The organism is Leucobacter luti, from assembly GCF_019464495.1.
Taxonomy (GTDB): Bacteria; Actinomycetota; Actinomycetes; order Actinomycetales; family Microbacteriaceae; genus Leucobacter; species Leucobacter luti_A.
Map to the genome: position 1 here is coordinate 2718583 of NZ_CP080492.1, position 15496 is coordinate 2734078.

A 15496-nucleotide genomic window follows, 5' to 3' on the forward strand; every position below is an offset into this window, starting at 1 on the left:
AGCAGCGGCAGCAGCAGCGGCGGCAGCAGCGGCAGCAGCGGCAGCGGCAGCAGCGGCAGCAGCTAGGCTCGCTGCATGTCGATCGATCACGTCAGCGCTGCGTACAGCGCGCGGGCTCAGCACTACGTTGCAGCTGTCGGCAAGATTGAGCATGTCGATGAGCGCGATCGAGAGTTTGTACGTGCCTGGGCCCGACAGATCCAGGGCCAGATACTCGATGTGGGCTGTGGTCCCGGTCAGTGGACGGCGTATCTCAGTGCCCAAGGTGCCGAAGTGCAAGGAATCGATCCGGTCGCCGCTTTTATCGAGCGGGCAGAGGCGGACTACCCCGCGGCACGCTACCGTCAAGGTTGCGCAGAAGACCTTGCAGTCCCAGACAACGCACTGGGCGGAATCCTCGCCTGGTTCTCGCTGATCCACACGGATCCGGACGACATTGCGGGCATCGTCGCTGAGTTCGCCCGTGCATTGCAGCCGGGCGGAACCGTGCTGATCGGGTTCTTTGCGGGGCCATCAGGCAGCGTCTTCGACCACGCCATCACCACGGCGTACTACTGGACACCCGACGCCTGGGCTGAGCTCCTCGAACGCGCCGGCTTCGTTGTGCGGGAGTCTTGGACGCGCACCGAGGTGGACGCGCGCCCGTGTGGGGCTATCGTGGCGGAAATGTCTGCCGTACCGTCTGACCAGGTCCGGTAACGACCGTGCGGGGCACGACGTCCTTCGCAACAACGGTGCTAGCACCGATCACCGCGCCGCACCCGATTGTCACGCCCGGCGTCACCGTCACATTCGCGCCGATCCACACGTCATCCTGGATCACGATTGGCGCGACCGTGATCCCGTCAGTGCGCTCTTCGGGAGAGAGCGGATGCCCTGAGTCAGCAGTGTGACTCCAGGACCGATCATGACGCGGTCGCCGATGATGATGCCACCGAGATCAAAGAAGGTCACCACGTTGATCGCGGTCGGCAACGGGAAACGGAAGTTCGATCCCAAACCCACGATCACTTGCGAAGCGATAGCGGCGTTCTTGCACCGGGCGGAGCTGAAAAGTAGCGCCGGACCCGCTCAGTATGCCGGTGGGTGCAACGCCGATCCCGAGCCGTAGTGCTGAGAACTATGCTCGAACGCCTGAGGCGCGGGGTGACAGTGGAGGTGTGCCGCGTTGAACAGGCCGACGTATCCGGCCCGCAGTTCGGAGCTGAACTCGAAACGGGGCGCGACGAATGCTCGCCGCGCCCCTCGGAATCACCGCCTCTGCGATGTCTGCTTCGACCGGACCTTCGGAGTTCGGCTTCCTTCCACCCCAGCGCAGGGGCCACGTGCTCCGCGAACGCCTACATCACGTGCAGATCGTATTCTGGGCCGAGCTGGTTCGGAATCCGTTGACAGTCCGCACGCACCCTCGTGCTACAAAAAGCCCGTCGTGGGGTCGATTGATGTGAGAAAGCCACGGATAGTGGTCTCGTGCTGTTCGCGACTGATTGGTTCGGATCCACCGGAAACACTGAACCCGTAGCCGTCGTTGGGTCCCGATACCCAGTCGTAGTGATGAGAGCCGTCCTCGGCGCGTCTGCGCACAAGAAAGGTCTCTTCGTCCACGGTGAAGCGCCCCAGCTCGGTATAAGACTCATCATCCTGCCGCAACATCGAGGAGTCTGAGTCATCCGTGGGCTCATCATCTTTGTCCACGGTCCGAACCTACCCTCATTGCTGGATCGCGTATCCCTCAACCGGGCCTTCGGTATTCGGCTTCCAGCCCAGCGCAGGGGCGACATGCTCCGCAAACGCCTGCATCACGTGCAGGTTGTACTCGGGGCCGAGCTGGTTTGGGATCGTCAACATGAGTGTGTCCGCGGCCATGACGGCCTCATCGGCCAGCAACTGATCGATGAGCTTGTCTGGCGTATCCGCGTAGGTCTTCCCAAACGTCGATCGCATGCCGTCGATCACGCCCACCTGATCCTGCCCATCGCGGCCGCGCAGCCCAAAGTAGAGTTCGTCCTGTTCGCTCACGATCGGGAACACGCTGCGGCTCACTGAGACGCGCGGCGCACCGGTGTGCCCGGCCGCTTTGTACGCTGCCCTGAACCGGTCAATCTGATCCCTCTGCAGCACGTGGAGCGGCTCGCCGGTGGCCTCGGTCAATAGCGTCGAGCTCATCAGATTGAGGCCCTGCCGCCCCACCTGCTCTGCGGAGTCACGTGAGCCTGCACCCCACCACACGTGATCACGCAGGGTGGGAGACTGCGGCTCTATTGCGAGGCGACCTGGCGGGGCCATCTGCGGATCACTTTCGACGAGTGTGTCTCCGTCAATTGCCTGCAGGAACAGCTCAAACTTGTCGCGGGCAATATCCGCTCCGCGCGGGTCAGCTGACCCGGTGTAGCCAAACGCCTCGTAGCCACGCAGCGCAGTTTCGGGTGATCCCCGGCTCACGCCGAGCGCGAGTCGCCCGTCAGAAATGAGATCCAGCGCCGCCGCTTCCTCTGCGAGGTAGAGGGGGTTTTCGTAGCGCATATCGATGACTCCGGTGCCGACCTCAATGCGCTTCGTGCGCGCGGCCATCGCAGTCAGCAGCGGGATCGGCGAGGCCGCCTGACGCGCAAAGTGATGTACACGCACGTACGCGCCGTTCACTCCAATTTCGTCGGCTCCCTCCGCCAACTCGATGGTCTGGCGCAGCATGTCGCCTGCGGTGCGCACCCGCGATCCGGGCACCGGGCCGTAGTGGCCGAAAGACAGGAATCCAAAAGCTCTCATGCTCAGTGGAACAGCGTGTGCGCAACTATATTCCCGCGCATGTAGTTTGTTGCCGCCGGTTCCTTGCGCGGCCCCGAGCGGAAACACCGCTTGATCCTCCGCTGCGTCTCCGCGAGACCGCGAGACCGCGAGACCGCGAGACCGCGAGACCGCGAGACCGCGAGACCGCGAGACCGCGGTACCCGGTGCGGACGGCACTCTGGGATGACGCGCTTCATACCCAGGGCCGATCCGGTCGCGTGAGCCCGCTCGTAACTTCGAAGTATGGATATTCAACCGAGCGATATGGGTCTGGTCGCGCGCGTCGCGAACCTCAGCAAGCACTACGGCGGTGGAGACCACCGCGTCACCGCCTTGAACGATGTCTCCATTGGGATTCGACGCGGCCAGTTCACCGCCATCATGGGGCCATCCGGATCGGGCAAGTCGACCCTCATGCACGTGATGGCTGGTCTTGACACCGCCACGGAGGGCCGTGTCTGGCTCGGCGACGACGAGATCACGAACCTCGGCGATGCAGACCTGACACGGCTCCGGCGGCGCAGGATCGGGTTCGTATTCCAGGCATTCAACCTCGTCCCCACACTCGACGTGATGGGGAACCTCCGGCTCCCGTTCGAGCTTGACGGCCGGGGCGTGCCCGCAGCGGACCGGGAGCGCATCGACACGCTGGTGAACGCGCTCGGCCTAACCGGTCGCACGAGCCATCGCCCGCACGAACTCTCTGGGGGCAGCAGCAACGCGTGGCGATCGCTCGCGCGCTTGCGACGCAGCCCGATGTCATCTTCGCCGACGAACCCACCGGTGCGCTCGATTCTCGTACGGGGCGCGAGGTGCTCGGGTTGCTCCGCGCTGCCGTCGTGCAGCAGGGGCAGAGCATCGCGATGGTCACGCACGATCCGATCGCTGCGAGCCACGCCGACCGGATTCTCTTCCTCGCGGACGGACGGATTGTCGCTGACCGAGGCGCAATGACGCCCGAGCAAATCTCCACGGCCATGCTCAGCCTCGAATCGGTAGCGGCATGAAGACCGGGGCAGGCATTCGTGAGCACGGGGCTACTGTCATCGTCGCCGCGCTCAGCACGCTTTTCGCATCGACACTGATCCTGGGCACCGGGGTCATGACCGCGGCGCTTGATCCTGACCTGATTGAAAGCTCCGGCACCTTCCGCATGGTGCTGCTCATGGTGTCGGCTGTCTTCATCGTCATCGCACTCTACGTCGGCGCAATTGTCACCGCGAACACCTTCGCGACGATTATCGCGGGGCGCACCCGTACGATCGCTCTCCTGCGTCTCGTTGGCGCGAGTTCGCGAAAGGTGCGCTCACGGGTCGCAGGAGAGGGGCTCCTGATGGGAGCTCTTGGCGCAGGTATTGGGTGGGTGCTTGCCGAATTGCTGATCCTCGCGGCAGTGAGCTGGGGGCCAGGGCTCGGGTGGCTTCCCGCCGGACGTGAGTACCCTCGGTTTGATCCGCTGACGGTGGGCGCCGTTGGAGTGGTCGCGCTGACCACGTGGGCTGCGGCGTGGGCTGGATCGCGCCGTGTGGGATCCGTCTCGCCGATTGCCGCGACCGGTGCCGCGGTGGAGCTCCGGCCCGACGCCGCACGCGGACGCACGGCTCGCACCGTGTGGTCGATCATTCTGATCATCCTCGGCGCAGTCTTCCTGACACTCGGCCTGCTGCTCGGGATGCTCACTCCGCTGGCGCTGCTCGTCGCATTCTTTGGCGGGCTGCTGTCATTCACGGGAATCGCGCTCGGCGCGCACATCATCATGCCTCCGATCCTGCGGCTCACCGGAACACTGCTGGGGCAAGGGCCAACGGGGCGTCTTGCCGCGGCGAACGCCGTGCGGTTCCCCGAGCGCAGCGCACGCTCCACAATTGGACTCGTCATCGGCGTCACCCTCGTCACCATGTTCGCTGTGGCGCTCGAGACCTACGGCAGTATGACCCAGATTGCGTTTGAGAGCGACCCCGCCCTCGCTGCCGCACTCGCTGAGACGCTCGCGATCACCACCGCCGTCTTCACCGGGCTCGTGGGGTTCTCCGCGATCATCGCAGCCGTCGGCATGGTGAACACGCTCTCGCTCAGCGTGCTGCAGCGCACGCGAGAGCTCGGACTGTTGCGTGCGCTCGGGTTCACCGGCGGCCAGGTGCGGCGCATGGTGATCGCTGAGAGCTGTCAGATGACGCTCGCCGCGCTGGGCTTCGGCCTCCTGCTCGGTGTGTTCTACGGCTGGGTGGCCGCACAATCTTTGCTCGGATCGCAAGCTGGGTTCGCGCCACCCACGATCCCGTGGCTCGTGGTGTCCGGCATCGTCGTGTTCGGGTTCGTTCTCGCGGTGAGTGCTGCGGTGGCACCCGCACGGCGCGCGATCCGCGTCTCCCCGGTCGCGGCGCTCGCGGTGGATTAGAAAGGGGGAGCGCCGCTCGCGGTGGACTAGAAAAGGGGAGCGCCGCTCGCGAGTGGTGTCGTCTCCGGCGAGTGCTGCCGCCTCGGGGTCGCGCACGCGGAGGGAATCCGAGCTCATGCAGGAAATCCGAGCCCAGCCAGGACGAAACAGCTGATTTCTTCCTGTGCGAGCTCGGATTTCCTGCATGAGCTCGCGTGACCCCAGCCACAGGCCCCCAGCACTGTCCAGGGGCCCAGCCCAGCGGGGTGGCAGCGTGCAGGGATAGGCTGGACGCATGAGCGTTGTGATTGATCCCAGTTTCGATCCCGTCCCTTCTCTGACCCGCACGGTCGACGTCCGCGTCGCCGATGCGGCAGCGGTCGCAGCGGCCCCTGCACGGGCGTGCTTCGTGCCGGCAGAGGGCGACCTTCCCGAGTGCGATTGCCTCGCTGGGGTGACGCGTGATGCGCTCGCCGCAGCGGGCTTCACCGGCGCAAAGAACCACACCCTGGTGCTCCCTGGCGCGCAGCTGTGTGTGCTGGTCGGCACGGGATCCGGGATCGAGACGAGCGCCGTGCTCCGCGATGCCGTTGCCGCATTCACCCGCGCTGCCCGCGAGTCGGCCACGCTTGCGGTTGATCTCACCGGTGTGATCGCAGCGGGGATCCCTGCAGACGAAGCTGCGCTCGCCGCAACGGAGGGTGCCCTTCTTGCGCGCTACCGCTTCGACGCGCTGAAGAGCGACCCGAAGACGGTGGAGCTCACAGACCTCGTGCTCGGTGTCGCAGCGGACACCGATGAGGTCAAGACTGCCCAGGCCGGCGTTGCACGCGGCCTGGTCCTCGCCCGCACCGCTGCGCTCGCCCGCGACCTCGCAAACACGCCGCCGCGCCACCTGAGCGCGGTGAAGTTTGCCGAGGTCATCGAGCGTTTGGCGCCTGAATTTGGCCTGGCCGTTGAGGTTTTCGATCGTGCCGCCCTCATGGAACTCGGTACGGGTGGTCTGCTTGGCGTGAATGCCGGAAGCGTTGAAGAACCCCGCATGATCAAGGTCAGCTACCGCCCGGCCGATGCTGATGGCCACCTGGCCCTCATTGGAAAGGGCATCATGTATGACTCGGGCGGGATCAGCCTGAAGCCGTCGAACGCGATGCACGCTGCAATGAAGTTCGACATGATGGGCGCCGGGTCTGCGTTCGCATCGATGACAGCGCTGCGCGAGCTCGGCGTGACCACGGCCGTGACGAGCTGGCTCATGTGCACGGACAATATGCCCTCCGGCAGCGCTACGAAGCTGGGTGACGTGCTCACGATGCGCGGTGGAACCACCGTCGAGGTAAAGAACACCGATGCCGAGGGGCGGTTGGTCATGGCCGACGGCCTCGTGCTCGCCACTGAGGATCGCAGCGTCGATGAGCGCCGACCGGACGCGATCGTTGACATCGCGACGCTCACCGGCGCTGTCATGGGGGCACTCGGTACGCGCACCGCCGGCATGCTCGCGAATGACGACCGAATCGCTACCCAGTTGCAGGCTGCCGCCGACGCGACTGATGAGAACATTTGGCGTTTCCCTCTGGATCGCCGCTACCGGGACCAGCTGAAGTCGAATGTGGCTGACCTGTCAAACATCGGTGGCCAGTACGCCGGGGTGATTCTCGCAGCGCTGTTCTTGGACGAGTTCGTCGACGGCACCCCGTGGGGTCACCTCGACATCGCTGGGACGATGCAGGCAGAAAGCGATGATCTGTGGCGCTCGGTGGGTTCCACCGGGTTTGGAGCACGCTTGCTTGCACAGTTCGCCGACGACTTCGTCGCACCAACCGGGGAGTAATCGTGACCGCTCTGCTGCGCGATCTCGACGCGTACATCCGCGGTTTCGCGGACTTCGTCACCGCGAGCCCCACGTCGTACCATGCCGCCAACGCGGTCGCGGCTCAGCTCGCTACGGCCGGATTTACCCCGCACGCCGAAGACGCGGCTTGGGATGCGCTGAGCGCCGGCAGCAGTGGTTTCGTGGTGCGCGATGGCGCCGTGATTGCGTGGCGGGCCGGGTCGGGCCTCTCCGCGACGAGCCCGGTGCGCGTGCTCGGCGTGCACACGGACTCTCCCGGCTTCGTGTTGAAGCCGCACCCGGACTTCCGTGCTGATGGCTGGGCGCAGGCCGGTGTCGAAGTCTACGGTGGGCCGCTGTTGAACTCGTGGCTGGATCGCGACCTCGGGATCGCCGGCCGAATCGTGACTCGCAACGGCATCGAGTGCCTCGTGCAGACGGGCGCGGTCGCGCGGATCCCGCAGCTCGCCATTCACCTGGACCGCGAAGCAAACACGGGACTCGCCCTGAACAAGCAGCGCCACGTGCAACCGGTCCTCGCTGTTGGCGACAGCGCCGAGGGCGTGTCTGTCGCGGGCCTCCTGAGTGAGGCCTCGCGTGCGGCGAGTTTCGCGACCGCAGATGGAGCCTCGGAGACCGTCTTAGACGGCTGCAGCCTCGGCTTCGCACCGGACGAAATCGCTGGTGCCGACGTGCGGCTGTTCGATACGCAGCCGCCGCAGCGGATTGGGGCGAGCGGCGAGTTCTTCGCGTCGCCACGCCTCGACAACCTGAGCTCGACCTATGCGGGGCTGGTTGCCCTGCTCGAAACGGATCCGGCTCCCGGCACGATCTCCGTGCTCGCGGCGTTCGACCACGAAGAGCTCGGTTCGGAGACCCGATCCGGTGCGGCTGGCCCGTTCCTGGCCGACGTGCTGGGGCGGCTGCGCGCCAGTCTCGGAGCGACCCGCGATGAAGAGGCACAGGCCAGTGCCGCGTCGTGGTGCATCTCGGCGGATGCCGGGCACTCAGTGCACCCAAACTATCCGGAGAAGCACGACCCCAACGTGCGCCCGCTGGCAGGCCGCGGGCCAATGCTCAAGATCAACGCGAACCAGCGCTACGCGAGCGATGCCCACGGCGCAGCACTCTGGGGGAGGGCCTGCGCTGCGGCAGAGGTGCCGACACAGGAATTCGTGTCGAACAACACCGTGCCCTGCGGGTCAACGATCGGCCCGATTACCGCGACTCGTCTGGGAATCCGCACCGTCGATGTCGGAGTTCCCCTGCTGTCGATGCACTCGGCACGCGAACTCGCTCACGTCGCTGATCTTCACGGTCTCGCTCGCGCCACTGGCGCATTCTTCGCCGGGGCATAGCCGCTTTCCGCAACGCTCACGGTCGGTATCGGGCGAGGCTTCTGGCCCCTGCTTCTGGCCTTCTCGCCTCTCGCGTCCCTGCGCTGACGCCTGCTGGGGCGGTGAGCGATGCGATCTTCCCCGTGGCGTGGCGTGGCGTGGCGTGGCGTGGCGTGGCGTGACGTGACGTGCCGTGACGTGACGTGACGTCCCCGGGGGAGCTCTGAGGTCGGAGGAGTGAGCGGCAGGGTGCCAGTGGGCCGCCAGAGAACTTCGCATTGTGGATAGCGCTGAGCTCGCAGCCGCGGCAGGCTTGTCTCATACCTTCAACCAGCGTCGCGAGAAGGAGACATCACGTGCGAGAACAATTCAAGGCGGCCATGCGCCAGTGGCACACGGGGATCTGCCTGGTGACCTCCGCCGGCAATGGTGAACGCCCCATCGGGCTCGTGTGCACCTCGTTCACCTCGCTCTCACTCGATCCGGTGTTGGTGAGTTGGGCAGTTGATCATGCGTCCTCGTCGATCGATGCGTGGCGTGCGGCGGGATCCTACGCACTGCACGTGTTGCCGCCGAGTGAGCGCCCGCTTGACCATCCCCTCGTTGCCGCGTTCGCGCAGCGTGGCGGGGACAAGTTTCGCGGTCTGGACTTTGCGCTCAATCACCATGGTGATCCCGTGTTCCCCGGCCTCGCCACGCGCTTTGACTGCGTGCTTCACGAGCGCATCACCGTTGGGGATCACGACCTCATGATTGGTCGACCGACTGCCATCACTCACCCTCCACAGAATCGAGCATCATGATCCGCGATATTCTCAACGGCGAAGATTTCAAGCTTGGCCTCTTTTCTCCCAACTGCTCTGGCGGCCTCGCGGTCACTCAGATCCCGGAGCGATGGAGTGCGAGCTGGGAGGACAACCTGGCTCTTGCTCACGCCGCTGAGGCGGCGGGGATCGACTTCCTCCTGCCCATCGCGCGATTCATTGGGTACCAGGGCGACACGAACTTTCATGGCGCGGTGCTGGATCCGATCGTATGGGCAGCAGGGCTTCTCGCGAGCACGAAACGGATCAACGTTTTTTCCACCGTGCATACGGCGTTCAACAACCCGATGGTGGTGGCGAAGCAGCTGGCGACACTTGACCAACTCGGTGGCGGAGGCCGCGCCGGGTTGAATGTGGTGGCAGGGTGGAATCTTCCCGAGTATGAGGCTCTCGGCACCCCCATGCCGGAGGCACACGATGACCGCTACGGCTTCGCCGCTGAGTGGCTCGACATCATTGAGCGTGCGTGGTCTGCCGAGGGGAAGTTTCAGTACGACGGAACGTTCTACCAGTTGAAAGACAGTGAATCGGAGCCGAAACCGCACGGCGGTCGAGTGCCGATCCTGAACGCCGGTTCTTCAGCACAGGGGCGTGACTTTGCCGCCCATTTCTCCGACTTTGCGTTTACGATCATTCCCGATGCTGAGACGGGCGCGGGCATCGCACGGCGCATGAAAGAAGAGGCGCGCGCAACGTACCAGCGCGAGGTCGGGGTGCTCACTCTGAGCCACGTGGTGTGTCGGGAAAGCCGATCGGAGGCGGATGACTATCTTGCCTACTATGCCGAGGAGAATGCGGATTGGGGCGCGGTGGATTATCTGATGGGGCTGCAGGGGTTGCACGCGCAGTCGTTCACGCCTGAGATGCTTCAGACGATGCGTTCTCGGTTCGCGTCAGGACACGGTTCGCTTCCGATTGTGGGAACACCTGAAGACGTTGCTGAGCAGATCCGTGCGGTGAGTGACGCTGGCTTCGACGGCATGACCCTCGCGTTTGTCGACTACACGTCCGAAGTTGCGCGGTTTGGCCGCGAAGTGATGCCGATCCTGGAGCGAATGGGTGTGCGGCTCCCGCGCAAATAGCATGCCTGGGAATCTGCTCACGGACTACCCCGTGGCTTGCACGTCGAGCCCCGGGCGACTTCGTGATGCGGTGGATGGACTGACTGGATATGACCACGCGGTGCTGGGGCCTGCGATGACGCAGCGGCGGGCAGCCGCGCCGGACTGTGGGGCGCGGCAGCGTGCGGCGCCGTTGCGCGAGCTGCAGCCAGGGAGGGTCAACGGACTCCGGTTCGAGAGCCTCTCACTGGTCTTCGTCGCCTACGGGACGCGCGTCCAGGTGGTGGCGCCTCCGACGCGAGAACAGGTGGTGCTCGTTGTCCCCCTCGGGCCGATGCGGGTGGAGGTGGGCGGTCACGGCGCGCAGCTGACGACGCCGTTTGCGCTCTCGAGTTCGATGGAAACGACGATGCACCCCGACCCGAGCGCGGGCGCGCTTGTTGGCGCGGTGCCCGTTGCTGAGCTGACCGCGCAGTTGTGCGAGAGTTTCGGTGCGGAGCGCGAGTTCGCTGTGGATCTGGCTCAGCCGCGACCGATTCCGCTGAACGCGGCCCCTGCCCTGCACCGCGTCTGGTCAGAGTTTGCCGGGCGCCCGACGCTGGATCCGACTCCGTTGTTTGACCGTCTTGTCATCGGGCTCGCGCCCTACGTGAGCTATGGCTCAGCCCTGCGCCCCGACCCGGTCGGCGTCGGTGCCGCGTCAGCGCACCCACTGGTGTCGCGCAACTCGCCGCCGCCGTATCTCACACACGCCGCGCGCTATCTGCGTCGTCACCTCGCTGATCCGATCTCACTCACAGAGCTCGGGACCATCGTGGGGATCGGAAGCCGGCAGCTGCAGCTTGCGTTCCAGGCCCACCTCGGGTGCACCGCGCAGGAGTATTTGCGCAGTGCCCGGCTCGATCAGGCCTGGAGTGTGCTGCGCGAGCGCGCGCCAGGGTCGGGAGCCAGCGGTGAGCGAAACGTCGCGGCCGTTGCAGCCGAAGTGGGGATCCCGCACAGTGGACGGTTTTCACAGTACTTTTTTGAACGCTTTGGTGTGCTGCCTTCCGCTGTGCGAGGGGCGTGATCGGAACGTGCCGCGATCAGCGGCGTGCGTGGCCCTGAAGCCAGTGTCTTCCACGGATTCTCTGCCCATGCCAGCACGAGATATCTCTGCGGGGGAGGTTGTGGCGGAGGCTTGGGCGAGCTCGGGGAGCGTGGAAATCGCCGGGCGTGCTCGGGTAATAGCGGGGAACGGTGAGGGGTGCGGGGAGGATCGGCTCCCTGTTCCAACACCGCGCAGAATTCTGGTCACCACAGCTGACCGCGGCCAGGATCGACCTCTGTGCTCGAAGACGTCACCGAGGACCCGGAAGCGAGCACGGCTGTGCCTACTTCCGAGCCCTCGATCGCTACGCTGAGACGGGGAGTGCGCTGAGTGCTTTCGCGAGCGCCGTTCCATCTTCATCGGCGAGTGCTGCCTTGCTCAAGCGAGCGAGCGTCTTCGCGGCCTCCGGCGCCCCGATGAGCTGCGGAACAGTGGCCATGAGCGCTGCGAAGCTCTCCGAACCGTGCGCGTGTGTTTGGCCGTAGCCCTTGAGGACACGGGCACACTTGGCGACCTCGCACGCGAGTTCGTAGTCCACTTCAGCCGCGGTGACAGTGAGGTCGAGCCACGCCTCAATCGCGAGCTGCTCTCGCCCATAGCGGAGCGAGCGCGGTCGTATTGGGCGCATCGATGCCATCAGCCACAGCATGCTCGAGCCGAATACTGAGGTGGTGTTCACGATCATGCCATCTCGGGTGATCGCACCGACGACCTTCGCGAACACCCGTGAGCGAGACAGCGCTCTGCCCAGCGCGGTCGGCAGCGTGTCAGTGATCTCGTCGACCTGCGGGTGGAGGAACTCGCGCACTTGAGTGAGCTGACCCGTCTCCGCTTTTGCCTCAACGCGCACGCCTTCGATGCGGCTCTTGCGTAACTTCTGGAGTGCCACGTGAATGGTGTCTTGGTACGACATCCAGAGCGCCGTGTGCCGAGCGACTTCAATCGAGAGTTCAGCACTGCCACTGCGCCCGGTATCGAACGGAATCACCCGTGAAATCCGGTCGAGGAACAGATCCGTGTACGCCGGCCCCTGATACATCGCGGTGCGCACGCAACCGTGTACCACCATCGACCGCGCAGTTTCAGCGAACGCGGGCACCCGGTCCATGCGATCGGCGATCTTGGGCCCCACGAGTGCGCGCGGATCGGAGATCGCGAGCTCCGTGTGGCGCTTCTCGGCTGCCTCTGCGGCCTCCTCCTCGGGATCGCGGGGGCGTCTGCGCCCGATCGTGACGCGCACGGGGCCGAGGCCAGATGGCGGGGCCGGGGAGCGGCAGCGAGCGCAGCTGCCTCGGCCGCTGCCTCCTGCGCTGCAGTGTAGCCGAGCCCAAACGCCTTGAGTGAGCGTTCTACGGCTTTCCCCGATCGCCTCAGCGACGCTTCAAATGCCTCACGCGGGATCGGCAGCACACCGGACCCGGCGAGCGCCCCAAACAGTGAGGATGAGATCACACTCCCCGCCTGCGCTGCGAGCGCATTGAAGTCGGTCGCGATGAGTTGCTTGGACCCGGCGCGCGCCGAGCGCATCAGGCTCTCCTCGTCAACGCGACCATCATCCATCGCGATCTTCTCCGCGATCGAGTACACCCGGTTCGTTGATGCGATAAGCGTGGTGCGGTCTGGGGTGCAGAATCCGCGCTGCAGTGCGCGTCCCGCCTCCATCAGTTCTGAGGCGATTACGACGTCGACCTGGCCCGGGGTGGGGAACAAGCTCAGAATCGGCTCCATGCGTGCGCTGCCCAGGCTCGCTGTGTCGCTGCGCGGGTAGAGCTCGACGTAGTACACGGTGGCGCCGGTGCGCTGTGCGACGCCGGCGACGGAGGTGCTCTGCGTCACGAACCCGGCGTCCTCACCGAGTGAGACGATCCAGTCGGCCAGCACACCACCGCCCTCGCCGCCCATGGCGAGAACGGCGATGGTGATGGGACGGCGGCCGGTTTCCCAGGTGCTCATGCAGCCACCTCGTACTGGCTCGCGCGTCGCTCGACGGGAGAGGACAGCATGGAGATCCATGCGGATCGGATCTTGCCGAGGGTGCGGTCGCCCCAGCTCGGGTTGATGACGACGTCGGTGCGATAGAACGAGGGGCAAAGCGATGCCGCGTGGGCGTTTGCGCCGCACACGCCGCACCCCACGCAGCTGTCGATCACGGTCGCCACCGGGTCGGTGCGCATCGGGTCTGGATTCTCTTTCAGTGTGAGCGACGGACAGCCCGAGATCCGGATACAGGCATGATCGCCTGTGCACGTGTCGGCATCAACACCGAAGCGCTGGCGCACCACCCGTTTTCCCGCCGCAATATCTTTGGCGCGTTTCGGCTTCTCGCGGCGTTGGAGATTGAGCTGACACTCGCTCTGCGCCACAATCACCTTCGGACCTTCGGTCTCCGTGGTGAACGCTTCAACGAAGATCTTCTTGAGTTTCGCGACGTCATAGGTGTGGGTCATCGTTTTGGCCCATTTCACTCCGATGCCGCGCACGGCGCGCTCGATCGGGTTCCCGGATCGGCGATTCGGCGTCTCGGCCTGGCCATAGGAGGACAGCACGTCCTGCCCGCCCGTTGCTGCGGCGTACGAATTGTCGACGACCACGACGACCTGGTCGTTCTTGTTGAACACAGCGTTGCCGATCCCGCTGGTGAGCCCGTTATGCCAGAAGCCGCCGTCGCCCATCACGCCAATGGTGGAGCGATCGGCATCCTTTGGGTTGAGTGCTGCGGCGCCCGCAGAGCCGAGTCCATACCCCATCGTGGTGCCGCCCAGGTTGAACGGTTCATTGATGCCGAAGAGGTGGCAGCCGATGTCCATGCTGACGTGGTGCTCCTGTCCCACCTCTTTCTCTGCGAGTTTCATCGCGGAGAAGATGGGGCGCTCCGGACACCCGGTGCAGAGCCCAGGTGGACGCGCCTGCACCTGCTGCGCATCGACACGGGCCGCGAATGGGCTCGCTGGATTTTCAGCGGGGAGTAGGAGCGAGGGCTGTGTCTCCATGAGCTGCGCGGAGTACTGCTCAAGGAATGCGGTGAGGCCTTTTGTGACGACCTGGGTGGTGTACTCGCCGCCCATCGGCAAGAGGTCCTTCCCATGCAGCGCCGTCGGAACACCGGCCTTGCGCAGGATTGAGTGCAGGTTCTGCTCGATGTAGTCAGGCTGGCCTTCTTCGAGGAGCAACACTGCTTTCTTGTCTGCGCAGAATTCGAGCACCTCTTCGTCGATGACGGGGTAGGTGACGTTCATCACGTACATCGGCACACGAGTGTTGCCGAACGCGTCGGAGCAACCCAGCAGTTCGAGTGCACGGTTGAGGGTGTTGTAGAGTCCGCCCTGCACGATGATGCCGATGTCATCGACGTCGCCCTCGAAGAACTCGTTGAGCTTGTGCTCCCGGATGTATTCGACGGCCGCCGGCCAGCGCGCATGGATCTTCTCGTGCTCGTGCAGGAAGCTCGCGGGCGGCAGCACGATGCGGCTGAGGTCCCGTTGTGGGTTTTCGACCGCGTCCGTGATTGTCATCGGTGGTCGAACGTTGTCCTCCGCGACGAAGGAGCCTTGGAGATGGCACGAGCGCAGCCGGAGGTCGAGCATCACCGGAGTGTTACTCGCCTCAGAGAGCGCGAATCCGTGCTTTACGGTGTTCACAATTGCGGCAATATTGGGGCGTGGATCGAGCAACCACATTTGCGATTTCATGGCGAAGGCGTGTGAGCGCTCCTGCATGATGCTGGATCCCTCACCGTAGTCTTCGCCGAGAATCACGAGGGCGCCGCCCTGCACCCCGCCGCTGGAGAGATTTGCGAGCGCGTCAGACGCGACGTTCAACCCCACCGTGGATTTGAAGGTGACCGCCCCTCTGAGCGGGTAGTGCACTGAGGCGGCGAGCATTGCTGCCGCCGTTGCCTCGGATGCGGAGTTCTCAAAATAGACGTCGAGCTCTTCCAGGATGTCGTGCGCGTCACCGAGCACGTCCATCAGGTGAGAGATCGGGGCGCCTTGATAGCCGCCAACGTAGGCGACTCCCGATTCGAGGAGGGCTTTCGTGACTGCGAGGATGCCCTCAACGTGCAGCGGAGTTCCTGCTCCAGATCGTAGGAGTTTGACCTCGTTGACGAACGACCGTTCAGCCATGGTATCTGCCCTTTCGTGTCATCATTGACGCGCGACTCCCCCGAGGATCGCACTCTAAACAT

General features: G+C 64.8%; 14 protein-coding genes and 1 pseudogene. 8 read left to right on the top strand and 7 right to left on the bottom strand.

The window, feature by feature from the left end; translation table 11 throughout:
* Positions 1-75 precede the first annotated feature (75 nt).
* Positions 76-699, top strand: coding sequence for a class I SAM-dependent methyltransferase (locus tag K1X41_RS12130; protein ID WP_220174727.1), 624 nt, complete (start codon positions 76-78; stop codon positions 697-699).
* On the opposite strand, the gene K1X41_RS16180 is transcribed toward K1X41_RS12130, so the two are convergent.
* The 4 genes from K1X41_RS16180 to K1X41_RS12150 all read right to left on the bottom strand — a co-directional run bounded on the left by K1X41_RS16180 (position 653) and on the right by K1X41_RS12150 (position 2766).
* Positions 653-823, bottom strand: coding sequence for an LbetaH domain-containing protein (locus K1X41_RS16180; protein WP_220174728.1), 171 nt, complete (start codon positions 821-823; stop codon positions 653-655). The two genes, K1X41_RS12130 and K1X41_RS16180, sit on opposite strands and share 47 nt — an antisense overlap.
* On the bottom strand, positions 820-1011 hold the full coding sequence (locus K1X41_RS12140; RefSeq protein WP_220174729.1) for a hypothetical protein: 192 nt from the start codon (positions 1009-1011) through the stop codon (positions 820-822). Before K1X41_RS12140 ends, K1X41_RS16180 begins: the two co-directional genes overlap by 4 nt.
* 402 nt (positions 1012-1413) lie before the next feature.
* Positions 1414-1695 (bottom strand): hypothetical protein, encoded by a 282-nt coding sequence (locus K1X41_RS12145; protein ID WP_133615563.1) that lies wholly within the window; start codon positions 1693-1695, stop codon positions 1414-1416.
* Between the two features lie 15 nt (positions 1696-1710).
* Entirely contained in the window at positions 1711-2766 is a 1056-nt protein-coding gene (locus K1X41_RS12150; protein WP_220174730.1) for an LLM class flavin-dependent oxidoreductase, read from the bottom strand.
* A gap of 264 nt (positions 2767-3030) precedes the next feature.
* Between K1X41_RS12150 and K1X41_RS12155 the strand changes: the two are divergent.
* The 7 genes and pseudogenes from K1X41_RS12155 to K1X41_RS12185 all read left to right on the top strand — a co-directional run bounded on the left by K1X41_RS12155 (position 3031) and on the right by K1X41_RS12185 (position 11289).
* Positions 3031-3794 (top strand): annotated as a pseudogene (locus K1X41_RS12155) (ABC transporter ATP-binding protein).
* Positions 3791-5185, top strand: coding sequence for an ABC transporter permease (locus tag K1X41_RS12160; protein WP_220174731.1), 1395 nt, complete (start codon positions 3791-3793; stop codon positions 5183-5185). Before K1X41_RS12155 ends, K1X41_RS12160 begins: the two are co-directional and overlap by 4 nt.
* A gap of 274 nt (positions 5186-5459) precedes the next feature.
* Entirely contained in the window at positions 5460-6998 is a 1539-nt protein-coding gene (locus K1X41_RS12165; protein ID WP_220174732.1) for a leucyl aminopeptidase family protein, read from the top strand.
* Positions 6999-7009: 11 nt separating this feature from the next.
* Complete coding sequence (locus K1X41_RS12170) at positions 7010-8356, top strand: M18 family aminopeptidase (RefSeq protein WP_132203889.1); 1347 nt, start codon at positions 7010-7012, stop codon at positions 8354-8356.
* Positions 8357-8691: 335 nt separating this feature from the next.
* Positions 8692-9138, top strand: coding sequence for a flavin reductase family protein (locus tag K1X41_RS12175; RefSeq protein WP_220174733.1), 447 nt, complete (start codon positions 8692-8694; stop codon positions 9136-9138).
* Positions 9135-10241 (top strand): LLM class flavin-dependent oxidoreductase, encoded by a 1107-nt coding sequence (locus K1X41_RS12180; protein ID WP_133615568.1) that lies wholly within the window; start codon positions 9135-9137, stop codon positions 10239-10241. The genes K1X41_RS12175 and K1X41_RS12180 overlap by 4 nt, the downstream gene beginning before the upstream one ends.
* A gap of 70 nt (positions 10242-10311) precedes the next feature.
* The gene (locus K1X41_RS12185) at positions 10312-11289 is read left to right on the top strand and encodes an AraC family transcriptional regulator (protein WP_220174734.1); all 978 of its coding nucleotides are present in this window, start codon (positions 10312-10314) and stop codon (positions 11287-11289) included.
* Positions 11290-11614: 325 nt separating this feature from the next.
* On the opposite strand, the gene K1X41_RS12190 is transcribed toward K1X41_RS12185, so the two are convergent.
* The 3 genes from K1X41_RS12190 to K1X41_RS12200 are packed head-to-tail and all read right to left on the bottom strand — an operon-like array spanning position 11615 to position 15434.
* On the bottom strand, positions 11615-12361 hold the full coding sequence (locus tag K1X41_RS12190; RefSeq protein WP_220174735.1) for a DUF6537 domain-containing protein: 747 nt from the start codon (positions 12359-12361) through the stop codon (positions 11615-11617).
* Positions 12295-13263, bottom strand: coding sequence for a 2-oxoacid:acceptor oxidoreductase family protein (locus tag K1X41_RS12195; RefSeq protein ID WP_220174736.1), 969 nt, complete (start codon positions 13261-13263; stop codon positions 12295-12297). The genes K1X41_RS12190 and K1X41_RS12195 overlap by 67 nt, the downstream gene beginning before the upstream one ends.
* Entirely contained in the window at positions 13260-15434 is a 2175-nt protein-coding gene (locus tag K1X41_RS12200) for a thiamine pyrophosphate-dependent enzyme (protein ID WP_132201816.1), read from the bottom strand. The genes K1X41_RS12195 and K1X41_RS12200 overlap by 4 nt, the downstream gene beginning before the upstream one ends.
* Between the last annotated feature and the right edge of the window lie 62 nt (positions 15435-15496).

Excerpts from the sequence above, each read along its gene's own strand:
- K1X41_RS12130 (WP_220174727.1), top strand. The coding sequence starts at position 76 with ATGTCGATCGATCACGTCAGCGCTGCGTACAGCGCGCGGGCTCAGCAC.
- K1X41_RS12150 (WP_220174730.1), bottom strand. The coding sequence starts at position 2,766 with ATGAGAGCTTTTGGATTCCTGTCTTTCGGCCACTACGGCCCGGTGCCC.
- K1X41_RS12160 (WP_220174731.1), top strand. The coding sequence starts at position 3,791 with ATGAAGACCGGGGCAGGCATTCGTGAGCACGGGGCTACTGTCATCGTC.
- K1X41_RS12165 (WP_220174732.1), top strand. The coding sequence starts at position 5,460 with ATGAGCGTTGTGATTGATCCCAGTTTCGATCCCGTCCCTTCTCTGACC.
- K1X41_RS12180 (WP_133615568.1), top strand. The coding sequence starts at position 9,135 with ATGATCCGCGATATTCTCAACGGCGAAGATTTCAAGCTTGGCCTCTTT.
- K1X41_RS12195 (WP_220174736.1), bottom strand. The coding sequence starts at position 13,263 with ATGAGCACCTGGGAAACCGGCCGCCGTCCCATCACCATCGCCGTTCTC.
- K1X41_RS12200 (WP_132201816.1), bottom strand. The coding sequence starts at position 15,434 with ATGGCTGAACGGTCGTTCGTCAACGAGGTCAAACTCCTACGATCTGGA.